The organism is Enterococcus sp. DIV1726a (genome assembly GCF_051710985.1).
GTDB lineage: Bacteria > Bacillota > Bacilli > Lactobacillales > Enterococcaceae > Enterococcus_B > Enterococcus_B hirae.
This window is the reverse complement of record NZ_JBIOLS010000001.1, coordinates 376290-388027: the sequence shown is the minus strand read 5'-3', so window position 1 is coordinate 388027 and position 11738 is coordinate 376290. Positions and strand designations below refer to the sequence as shown.

The window sequence follows — 11738 nt, the reverse complement described above, 5'->3', positions numbered from 1 at the left end:
AACGATAAAAAGACAACAATCTTCTTCTCCACTGTTTTTTTACCCATTCCATCACGTTTTTTTCGTTGACACAAAACACGAACATGTGTTCTAATCAATAAGAAGAGGTGACGAATATGATTCGAAATCAAAATCCAGTCTTTGATTACACAAAAGAACCTTCGAGAGATATTCTTTGCATCGATTGTAAGTCGTTTTATGCTTCTGTTGAGTGTGCCGAACGTCATTTAGATCCTCTAACAACCAAACTCGTCGTCATGTCCTATCCGTCAGGGAAAACCGATGAACGTGGGAGTGGCTTGATCTTAGCTGCTAGTCCAGCCGCAAAAAAAGCCTATCATATTACAAATATCAGTCGAGCAAGAGATTTACCCTTTCCCTATCCCGACGATCTTTATATGGTCCCTCCACGAATGGCTTACTACATGAAAAAAAATACCGAGATCAATGCTATTTATAAAAAGTACGTGGATGAAGAGAATCACCATGTCTATTCTGTCGATGAAAGCTTTCTTGATGTCACCAACAGTTTGAAACTTTTTAAAGTCAAAAGTGCTTGGGATCTGGCTGAAATCATCTATCAGGATGTCTACCAACAAACAGGAATCCATACAACTATTGGGATTGGTGATAATCCACTACTAGCTAAGTTAGCGTTGGATAACGGTTCTAAAGGAAAAGAGCGAAAGGCCGAATGGCGCTATGCAGATGTGGCAGACAACGTTTGGCGTATTCCTTCTCTCACCGATTTTTGGGGAATTGGACATCGGACAGCCAAACGGCTCAAACGACTGGGGATTCATTCTGTTCATGATTTAGCTCATGCGGATTATTACCAACTAAAAGAAAAATTTGGAGTGATTGGCACCCAGCTTTTTGCCCATGCTTGGGGAATTGATCGAAGCTTTTTGGGAGAAGACTATACCCCCAAATCAAAAAGTATTGGGAATAGTCAAATTTTGAATCGTGATTATACAAGGCGTGAAGAACTTGAAATCGTTCTTAAAGAAATGGCTGATCAAGTCGGAACTCGTCTGCGGCGTGAACATGCGAAAGCGCAAGTTGTTAGCTTGTGGATGGGCTACTCTTTAGGTTATCGAGATCGTCTAGGGAAAACTGGATTTCATCAACAACTAAAAGTTGAGCCGACAAATTCTAGTCATGAACTCAGTCTCATTTTATTGAATCTTTTTCGTAAACATTACCAGCATCAAGACATTCGCAGTGTCGGTGTCAACTGCTCTAAACTAATTTACACAGACAGTCTGCAATTGAATCTATTTACAGATCCCGATGAACAAGTCAACGATGCCAAAATCGATTTTGTCGTTGATCGTATTCGCCAAAAATATGGGTTCAGTGCAATTGTCCATGCCCATAGCTTATTAGAAGGTGGCCGTGCGATCGCAAGGAGTTCACTCGTTGGCGGACACGCTGGTGGTCATGCCGGTATTGAAGGTGAGGGCTATGCGTCGAACAAAAAAAGAATTTCTCGACTACAATGAATACCGAGATCGCCCATTCGGATTAAAATGGGGCACCGCATTCGCTATGGAAGAGCTAGTCACTGGGATCAAAAAAAATGAAGCGTGGGCAGTGAAAGAGATTCGTCCGTTGGAACAAATGTCTCGAGAAGAAATGGATAGTGTTTTATTAGAGGCTTTTCTTTACCATAAAAAAGTAAGTCTGCAATTAAATACCAAGGATGAATTTGGCCGCTACTTAGAAAGCATCGAGGGTTTCTTTACTGGTGAAGCTTATCACGACTATTTTATCCTTGAAGAACAGACCGTTCACTGGTGTGACGTCCGACATGTTCAAATAAAACAGGAAGATAAGTGGTTTGATGTTTCCTATTTTCCCCAGTCAGTCACACAACATGAAACGTTAAGTAACCGAAGTCTTAACGAAGAGATCGTTCCGATCAAAGATGAATTTTACCAAAGTTTTCCTGAAGAAGAGTAGCGTTTTGCCATTGATCAGCATAAAATGCCTATTTCATTAAACTAGAAAGAAGTGATTTTTTGAGAACAGTCCATCAACATTTTGAAACGATCGCTATCACTGCGTTTATTGCCAAACAAGAAATCATTGTCCGCTGTAAGGATAACAACTCTTATCGAGGATTTGTCCAACGAGACATGACAGAAAAAGGATTTTCCTTAGATGAGCAATTGATTCATTGGGTGGACATCGTTGAAATCCAATTGACCGATCAATACTTTCACTTTTGGGAAGATATTTTACATCTAAAGGAACCGACATCCTAACAAAGCCATATAATTGGAACACCTAATCCTATTATATGGGACGCATGGACTCCCTCAAAAAAACGTACAAGTCTTCTTGTAAGCGATAAACCTTTGATTATACGGATAAACTGCTCGTCCGTTTCATACTACAGCAAAAAATCTCAAAACCGCAAAAATGGTTTTGAGATTTTTTGCTTATGTCTAGGATGAATCAGTGAATCATTACTTAACGATCCAACTGTCTTTTTTTCAGTTGACAATGTAAAGTAACTGACTGCTTTTTCAATTTAGATATTTTTCGATCAAGTACGCTGGCGTACAGCTCCACGCATGGCAATAACTACTGATGATCGGGCTGCCATAAGGAGAAAAATCTGGTTCTTCTGGTTTAAAAGCTTCCCAAAAAGTGTCTGCTCCCAGCTGAATCATTTTGCCCCAATAGTTTTTCATTAACTGGATAGCTTCTTCTTGAAGTCCAGCTACAAATAACGCTTCGACTACATGATGATACATATAAGGTGTAGCAATCCCTGTGATCGGAAAATGATGCGCAATCATCGTCTCCAAAATTTCTCGATTCATTGGTTGATCAAAGACCTCTGCTAAAACCATCCAAACTTGACTCGCCACATTGATTTCTCCGGTTGTTTCAATAATAAACTGCTTTTGTTCTTCATCAAATAATTGTTGCTTCGCAAACGCAATCAGTTTCTCTGTTGTTTCTTGGTAATGACTCAGTTGTGGATCTTTCACTTGTTCTGCCAACTGGTTGAATCGTTTCATCGCATAGATCAACACTGCTTGCCCTGCTGTACTCTTTTCAAACTCATTCGACCAGTCGATAAATACTGGCCACTCTTCTAACAAATTCAGGCGTCCCTCTTCATCGACACATGTCAGTGCTAGTTCCATCTGCTTTTTCGCTACTGGATATAAATCCTGCAAGACAACTGAATCTTTCGTCTGATGGTAAAAATCAGCTAAGATCACTGCAAAAAACAAACTATAGTCGAATAAAAACGTATCATCTGGTGTCAATTGCGGGGCTGTGAAAACATTGGCTGGAATCTTCCCTTCACTGGTCGTCATCCCACCAAATAAATAAAGACAACGTTTCGTTAAAGCTAAATCACCGAAAGTCGCATAATTCGCTAACGCTTGTAAACGTAAATCACCAATCCATAATCGGCGATCTCGTTTGGGCCCATCTTCAAAGACTTCTTGCATGCAATCAAATAATGTTTTAACAGAAACTTGGTAGATGGAAGCAAGTTCTTCATCAGCGATCACAGGCTTTGGTAATTGATCGAGTGACACACAACTTTCTGCGATAAAAAGCGGATCAGAAAAACTAGCTTGCCACTTGGGTGAAGTATCTAACACCTTTAGCTCAATATAACGACAGCTATATCTTCTTGGTAATTCTAAACGTGCCGGTAAAACATCTAGATGGATAAATTCTTCTTGGATCCAAGACTTTGACAACCAACCATCATATACACTAGAATCTGCCGCAAGTTCAGCGGGTACTTCCGCAAATTTCAGTTGTAAATATAAGGGCGCATCCATTGGCGAACCAACCGAGTCAATGGACAGACTAAAATGCCCAACATAATGATCCCCTAAATCTAAGATAATCGCTTCATCCCTTTTTAAGGTATAATCAGCTAGTTGTTTGATTTCTTTGTCACTGTTAATTGCTGAATACCCATTCAAACCATGTGGGTCTTCAACGATTTCAGCGATTGCTACTGGTTCGATCTTCGTTTTCAGAAGATTTGGTACATGTTGTTGTGCTTTGGTTAGCAGTGCCTCGTCTTTCTTCCAACGCACATCTTGATTGATTTGAAAAGTAAATGCCATCTTGCTTTCTCCTCTTCTTTACTTGGTGAACGATGCAGTCATTTCTCCTTCAGTCAGCTCTTTATCCACGGGATCAATCACTGGGTATTTTTTCTGTAGACGCATCATGATTACTCCAGCAATTGTTGCTACTAAAACGATTCCCGCAAAGCCAAACATAGACGTCTGGATACGATCAGGAGCAACTAAGTAAGGGGTAACAAAAGCAAATAATCCACAACACATTCTGGAAAAACCATTGATGAACCCTTGAAGTGAAGCTCGTGTTTCTGCTGGGAAAGATTCTTGTGTCCACACTTTGTAGATTGCTTCTCCGGCTAGTGGATTCCCAAAATTATAAAAAGCAATTGTGATCGCTAATGCAATAAATCCTGCACCACCACCGATCAATGCCATACCTAACATTGCGCCAAATTGAACGACTGCCCCAATAAAGAAAGCTTTGTTTCTAAATTTACCACCTGCAACAGAGGCAAATGCAATCGTTGTTGCTAAAGAAATCACATTCAACCCGATCCCTAATCCTGTAGCTTGTGCTTGACTAGCTCCGGCATTTGTCAAAGCATAGGTTTGAAATTGTCCCCAAGTATTCGCTAAGAGGTTCCAACACACATAAAAAATCAAGATAGCGGCGAAAAAGCCAAGGTATTTTTGTTTGTTTTCCCCAAATAGTACTGTCTTGAAAGAAACTTCTTTCGAGTCGCTTGTCACTTTGGTCATTGCTTGTCGAGCAGCTCCGGCTTCATGAAATTGTCTAAACTTAGGTGAAAGTGTCCGCCATAACCAAGTGATCACTGCAAACGTAAATAAGATGGCAAAAACAATTCTTGCTCCTAACACACCTTCGATTCCCGATAAAAGAAACGAACAGATGTAAGAAATGAATATCCCCACTTGCCAAAAAATCTGTGTGGAAGAAATCAAACGAGCAGAAGTATGCTCATCAGGTGCATCATGAGAAACAACGGTCAAACTTAATGGTAAGTCTGCTCCAGATGCTACGCCCATGATAATCACGCCTAATAAGAGCATTGGGAAACTTGTGGCTAGAATACAGACCGCAGCTCCGATCGCGTAAAACAAATTGATCCAGTTAAATGAACGGATCAAGCCAAATGCTTTTGATATCTGTCCAGTAAACAGCGATCCGAAAGCGATTGCAAAAGTTAGCCCGCCAGAAACGATCCCGACTTGTCCAGTTGTCAGCTCTAGTCCCTTTTGCCAAACGGGAATCGTCGCTGAGAGTCCAACAATACAGCCAGATCCAAGCATGGAGCCAATTCCAGCAGCGACAGCTAGAGGCGAATACTCTTTGACCGTGGTAGTAGTTGATGCCTGTTGTTTCTTCATAAAAAACACTCCTTAAAATAAGTTTTATAAGTTCGAACAGTTAGAATTGTAAACGTATGAATTACTCAGGACTATAGCAAAAAAAGTGTTCTTTTTATCCAAATCACATTCGTATGCTTAAGCGAATCAAACAAGCGATTCTTTTTCGAACATTCAGGAAACGAAAAGAAGGTTCACACTTATCCAATACATTTGGAATACGCTTTCGTTAATCTTCGCTTTTCATTGCCAGTTCATGATTGGTCAAATCTTTTTTACAGATCACCTGAGAAAAAGGACTCGTTGCATCACAACTGCCTATTCTATTTTTTTAACAGACTATCTTTGAGTTCTTTAGGTGTCAGTTCTGTGTATTTTCCGACTAATTTATACAAAGAAGCAAGAGTTTCAAAACCAAGTTCATACGAGATTTCTTCAAAAGTTTTATTCGTTTCTCTCATCAACTCGATCATCGTTTTATACCGCAAAGAATTGATCAATTCTTGGAAAGAACTCCCTGTTTCTTTTTTCAATTTATTACTTAAATAATTTGCATTATAACCAAAATGTTTCGCTAGATTTTTCAGTGTCAGTTTTCGAAAATGAAGATCGATATATCGTAAAATCTCTAATAATTCCTGATTCTCACGTTGCGTAACATATTCTTCTAAATCACGGGTAAGTTCGATCAATAGTAAAGACAATCTCAGATTCAGTGCCCGCATATAATAGTCTTGTTTGTTGTAATATTCCAAAATCATTTTGTGCAATAACCCTTGCACTTCTAAGTTATCACCACAATGAAAATGGATAAATTCATCATGTTTTCCTTTTTCCTGCGAAGCATTTAATAGAAATTCATTGACCAATCCACGTGACTTCACCATATTGATCACGATGTCAGTCGTAATCGATTCCCCTTTCAATAAAATATTGATCAAAAGGTCTTCCTCTTCTAAAGGATCGATACGCTGAACGATTTCTTTGTCTAATAACAGCAATTCACCTTCTTTCAAGTGAATTTTCTTATCGTTGACATATTGGACACATGAACCAGACAACATATAGTTAAATTCAACAAATTCATGCGTATGTGCAGGCATTTCAGCGTAACGATGATGTTTATTGATAAAGATATTACCCTCTTTGAAAAATTGGTTTTTGGGCATTTTAGGTACTGCGACTGTCTCATAGGGCAACTGTTGGTCATTGATATTTTGACCATCAATTTGTTGTCGACATTCAATTTCGTTATTTTCCATCAAAAATGTTTTTAGTTGCTCAAAGGTAAACACTGGCATCCTCCCCTTTTTCTTCATTTTCAGTTAGCTTTTCGTCAATAGCAACCGGATCTTTTAGGTAATTAGGTAACTATCTTTCAGTCTAACGAACGAAAAAGCAGCAAATCAACCAATGGAAGGTTTTTCCTTAGTCGTAACAAATAAATAATTCGCTGGATAACCGATTTGGAAAACACCGAGCGTGATTAGGTAAAAAACAAGTGGTACTACAAAAGTAGAGAAAATAATGCCAAATGATGCGCTAGATAATTGCGCCTGATTCGCTACATAGCCTGTATAGCTCAAAACAAATCCTGGGATAGCTCCACCAATCGCCATCGCAAACTTCATGATAAAAGAATTCAACGAAGCGATCAGCGCTGCTGTTTCAATTCCCAACTCGTGTTTTATTTGATCCACATTATCAGCAGATAAACTATACTGCAAAGTATTGGTCAGCCCTAAGCCAACTTGGACAGCAAGATAAGCCCCTAAGAAAATCATTTTCGATTGATGCACGCCGATCATCACGATCATCGCTAAACAGAGTAAAGATAATGCGCCAACATATACTTTTTTCTTCCCCCATCGCTTAGATAAACTAGGGACCAACACACCTGCTCCTAAAGCACCAAACAGTCCTAAAAAACTAGCGAAACTTAGCAATTTTGTGTCATTCAAAATATAGTTCAAATAATACAAAAGCGATCCACTAAAGATATTGCTTGCGGCGGTAATAAAAAGCATACTGATAAATAGGGTCATCACTGGACGAATTTTTAAGATAGCAAGCGCTTCTTTATAAGAATAGCCGCGCTCTTGCGATAATTCAGCGGGCTCTTCATCCCCTCTTTCTTTCAGTGCTAATGTACCAAAAATCGTGAAGAACAAGACGACTAGTACCGTTCCGACAATCAACAAGGTATACCCAGAAAGCCCATTATTGTAAGCGGAAAGGATCAACGGTGCCAAAATATTCAAACAAGTAGGTCCTACTGTATACGACACACCTTTTATGGACGACAAGATGTTTCGATCGGCTTCTTGATCGGTTAATACTGGGATCAAACTATTTAATGGGATATCCATTAAATCAAAAGTGATACCTAACAAAATATAAGAAATATAGATAACGACGATTTTTTGACTAGTAAAAAGTAACGGTGCAAACCAAACGAGTAAATAATTGATACAACAAATTACTGTTCCTAGCACCAAAATCGGGCGATATTTGCCAAAGCGTGTCACTGGGAAACGATCGATCAAAAAACCTAATAAAGGATCACTGAAACCATCAAGTAGTCTGGAGACCAGAAAAAGCGTACTAACTACAGCAGGATTAATGCCAATTACGTCGGTATAAAAAATCAAAAGGTACGTATTCAACAACGTCATCACTGGGATATTTCCGAGATTTGTTAAAGCAAAACCAATTTTTTCCTTTACACTGATTCGTGTTTGTTGCATTCCAATCCTCTCCTTTTTCAAATCAGTTGTTTGCTCTTAGTTGTTTCAAGGGAGATATCATAATTTTTTCCTGGCTCTAAATGAACCTCTTGTTGGTTGATACGGAGAATCCCTCCTTCTCGTGTCGTTGAAATGTGTAGCTGTTCTTGTTCTTTATTGATTGTGACAAGTCCATTTTTGATTGGTATTTGCATGTTTAGACTTTCAAAGGCAGCTAGATTAGGTTCAACGACGAAAGTTTGATATCCTGGTGAAAGTGGTCGGACACCTGCGAAATATCTGCCTAATAGATAGATTGGGCTTGCTCCCCAAGCATGGCATAAGCTTTTGCCAAAAGGATCCCCATACATTTCATACACTTGTTCGCCCGTTTCCTCAGGGATATATTCTTCCCAGAATGTCACTGCCCCTCTTTCAACCATTCCGCCCCAGTAATCACAGATGATTTGATACACTTGGTCTGTTTGACCCATTTTACATAGAGCATCTTGCTCGAAAAATTTGAAATAAGGTGTCGTGATCTGGGTAATTTCAGGGTTTAACAATACATGGGTTAAAATCTGTTCTTTCTTTTCTTGTTCCACTAAATCGAATAAAATGGCAAAGATATTGGCATGACGAGTTACGTGGCGCTTTTTCGATTCATAGGAATCAATAAATGCCTGCTTTTCTTCGTCCCAGAAATAGCTCATGACATTTTCTTTTAGTTGTTGATACTTCTGTTCGTAGTCATCTACCTCACCCAAAACAGCTCCACAAGTCATCATCGTTTGGTAAGCTTTAAGCAATAGAATTTGTTCTGCTGCCAAGGTTCCTTCTCGATCCATCTCCGTCCAATCAATAAACAACCAATCTTTTTCTCGCCCATAAATAAAGCCAAGTTCATTCGTTTGTGCTTGGAGATAGTCCATCATCGTCTTCATCTTAGGATAGATTTGTTTCAAGAAAACCGTGTCGCCCGTCATTAAATAGTGATTCTCAACAGCGATGATCCATAAAATCGAGTAGTCAACGATCGTATTCATATGTTGCTTGATTTCATTTTGCCCACGAAGCGCTAACATCGTTCGGGTATTGATTTCTTCATCGAAAAAGAGATATTGGTTGATAAAATAGCTTTGGTAAGCATCGCCTGACCAGATCCACCGATCTCGCTTGATCCCATCGATAAAGAACAATCCGCTACATAGGGTAAATGTTTCCACAGAAACTTCCCAAATCTTGTTTAAAAGGACATTGTCTGAAGAAAAAGCAGCATGATTGGTTAAAGGAAGGGATTCATGAATCGCCTCGATCTCAATTTCTTCCTTCGCAACATCTGGAACAAACAAATACCGAAAAGCACGCTTTCTTGGGATTGTTTCAACAGTAGCTGCTTTTTCCTTGTAATAGCACATCTCCACATCCAATGCTTCTGATGCAGATTCACCATAGCAAATCATGATCGGTTGTCCATGTGTCATTTTTTTGATTGCCAGTGTTCCGTAAACCGCACGACCATAATCAATCAATACCCCATCATTCTGTTCGTTGATTGAAACAGGTGTAACCACTTTTTTTTCAAAATAGACATGATTTGGATCGTTTGCTTTATCCAAATAAAGGGAGCTCCAACCAGCTGGTAGTTCTTCAATAAAGTTACTTGCTCGCCAACCTAAATCACTCTTGATAACCTCTCCTTCGACAAAGACAGCGGGTAATCCAGTTGCGTTGCCTACAAAAATCCTGATTTTATTCTTTCCAGGCTGACAATTGATTGTTTCTTTAAGTGGATACTTTTTCCCATTCACTTCCACATAGCCAATCCCTGTTGCATAAACAATAAAAGAAGTTGGTTCTGTCAGTTCGTAGTAACGTTTGAATTTCACATTTTTATGACAATCATCAACGTTCCAATAAGCAGGCCAGTCATAGCCTCTTTCTTCTCTTGAAAAATTTTGTAATAATCCTTGTCTGATTTCAAAATCTCCTGGGTACCATAACCATCTTGTTTGTTTTTCACTATTCATCTTCCACACTCCTTGGTTTTGGGTCGTAGCACTGGTAATCATGCACGATTCTTTTTTCTCATTGTCAATAACTGATAGTCTAAGCCTTTTAAACATATTGATTAATAACAAATGAAACAGCCCCGTACGTCTCACCCAAACTAGCGAAAGTTAAGCAAAATGAACATATTTGTTTAGTCATTTTGATAGCTCACTCTTCCTCAAAAATAGGTTAAAATTTTCCATTTTGCGCTTTCTATCACTTAAAAAAAACAGAAACAGTCGTTATCAATCAACAGCTAAAAGATTTAAGTTTTCCTTCCTAAACACTTATGCTTTTTCTCCCTCTACATATTAACCGCTTTCATATTCAGGGAACAATTTCCAAAATCCAGAATGTTTATATCAAATCTACAGGTTTTTTGGTTAAGAAGTTGTGTTACATTAATAGCAAGGTAAGATGATCATTAAGAGGTGAAGTTCATGGAGAAATGGATCGCAGAGTTATTCAAAGAAACGGAAATCGAAAAATTGCAAAAAAAATCAGGTAAAAATATTAATACAATGAACCTCAACTATCATCGTTCGATCGTTCCAGAAATTCCTAAAAGTAAGTTCTTTGAGTTTGGATCAATCGCAATTAACAAACATCCAAGATTTTCTTACACACCCGCGCATACCCATCATTTTATTGAGTTGAATTTTTTATTCAATGGGCAGTGCACCCAGCGTTTGAACGGTGACGTTTTTCATTTAGAAAAAGGACAGTTACTTCTGTTAGATAGTAAGGTTATCCAACAAATCGATTATGTAGGAGCAGAGGATATCTTGATCAATTTCCTCCTTGATATTCCAGCTATTCAAAATATTCTATTGCCTAATCTACCAAAATCCAATAATCTAATCACAGATTTTTTCTTTCAAGCAACCCGTTCGCCTACTGAACATACTAGTTATATCCTACTAGACTTATCAATGAGTCCCTTAGCGTATCAGCTAATTAAAAGTCTGATGATGACCACTTATCAAAAAGAGTCTGTGCATAAGCAACTTTTGCTGAATTTATTATTTTCTTCACTGATGGTAGAAAGCGCCCAAGCACCAGTGATTATCACGAATAAAAAAACGATTCGTAATGAGCCGCTGATTCAAATCTTAGATTATATCAATGATCACTATGCAGAAATCACCTTACAGCAATTAGGAGAAACTTTTGGCTATAACAAAAACTATTTAAGCAACTTGTTAAAAAATAAAACCGGTAGTAGTTTCCAAGAGTTGATCGATCAAAAACGCTTATCTGAAGCAAAGCGACTCATGCTAGAAACAAACGATAGTTTAAGTACGATTGCCTTAAAAATCGGCTATAAAAGTGTCCCTTCGATTTTCAAACTTTTCCAAAAAGAAACCGGAAAAACACCTGATTATTTCCGAAAAAAACGGATGTAAAAAGAGTAGTTGAAACATGAATGGTGCATCTTACTAATTCCAACTGTAAAACAGTGGCGAAAAGTTATTAACACAAAAAAATAACAAAAACCGCCTGAAACAATTGAAGT

Annotated in this window: 9 protein-coding genes; 4 read left to right on the top strand and 5 right to left on the bottom strand. The window is 38.4% G+C overall.

The window, feature by feature from the left end; all coding sequences use genetic code 11:
• The first annotated feature begins 116 nt into the window (after window positions 1-116).
• The 3 genes from IGJ27_RS01750 to IGJ27_RS01740 are packed head-to-tail and all read left to right on the top strand — an operon-like array spanning window position 117 to window position 2270.
• Entirely contained in the window at window positions 117-1505 is a 1389-nt protein-coding gene (locus IGJ27_RS01750; RefSeq protein ID WP_053765837.1) for a Y-family DNA polymerase, read from the top strand.
• A complete protein-coding gene (locus tag IGJ27_RS01745; RefSeq protein WP_053765838.1) occupies window positions 1468-1965 on the top strand; it encodes a hypothetical protein in 498 nt (165 codons plus the stop codon). Before IGJ27_RS01750 ends, IGJ27_RS01745 begins: the two co-directional genes overlap by 38 nt.
• A 59-nt stretch (window positions 1966-2024) precedes the next feature.
• Window positions 2025-2270 carry a hypothetical protein gene (locus tag IGJ27_RS01740; protein ID WP_178306206.1) on the top strand — a complete coding sequence of 82 codons (246 nt, stop codon included), beginning with the start codon at window positions 2025-2027 and terminating at the stop codon, window positions 2268-2270.
• Between the two features lie 264 nt (window positions 2271-2534).
• Here the strand turns inward: IGJ27_RS01740 and IGJ27_RS01735 are convergent, their stop codons facing one another.
• The 5 genes from IGJ27_RS01735 to IGJ27_RS01715 all read right to left on the bottom strand — a co-directional run bounded on the left by IGJ27_RS01735 (window position 2535) and on the right by IGJ27_RS01715 (window position 10200).
• Window positions 2535-4115 (bottom strand): family 78 glycoside hydrolase catalytic domain, encoded by a 1581-nt coding sequence (locus tag IGJ27_RS01735; RefSeq protein ID WP_053765840.1) that lies wholly within the window; start codon window positions 4113-4115, stop codon window positions 2535-2537.
• Between the two features lie 18 nt (window positions 4116-4133).
• Window positions 4134-5465 (bottom strand): MFS transporter, encoded by a 1332-nt coding sequence (locus tag IGJ27_RS01730; RefSeq protein ID WP_053765841.1) that lies wholly within the window; start codon window positions 5463-5465, stop codon window positions 4134-4136.
• Between the two features lie 302 nt (window positions 5466-5767).
• Window positions 5768-6739, bottom strand: a complete 972-nt coding sequence (locus IGJ27_RS01725; RefSeq protein WP_010720188.1) for an AraC family transcriptional regulator — start codon at window positions 6737-6739, stop codon at window positions 5768-5770.
• Window positions 6740-6850: 111 nt separating this feature from the next.
• On the bottom strand, window positions 6851-8191 hold the full coding sequence (locus IGJ27_RS01720) for an MFS transporter (protein ID WP_178306207.1): 1341 nt from the start codon (window positions 8189-8191) through the stop codon (window positions 6851-6853).
• Window positions 8192-8208: 17 nt separating this feature from the next.
• Complete coding sequence (locus IGJ27_RS01715; RefSeq protein WP_178306208.1) at window positions 8209-10200, bottom strand: amylo-alpha-1,6-glucosidase; 1992 nt, start codon at window positions 10198-10200, stop codon at window positions 8209-8211.
• Between the two features lie 462 nt (window positions 10201-10662).
• Between IGJ27_RS01715 and IGJ27_RS01710 the strand changes: the two genes are divergently transcribed.
• Window positions 10663-11628 (top strand): AraC family transcriptional regulator, encoded by a 966-nt coding sequence (locus IGJ27_RS01710; RefSeq protein ID WP_081127653.1) that lies wholly within the window; start codon window positions 10663-10665, stop codon window positions 11626-11628.
• The last annotated feature ends 110 nt before the right edge of the window (window positions 11629-11738 follow it).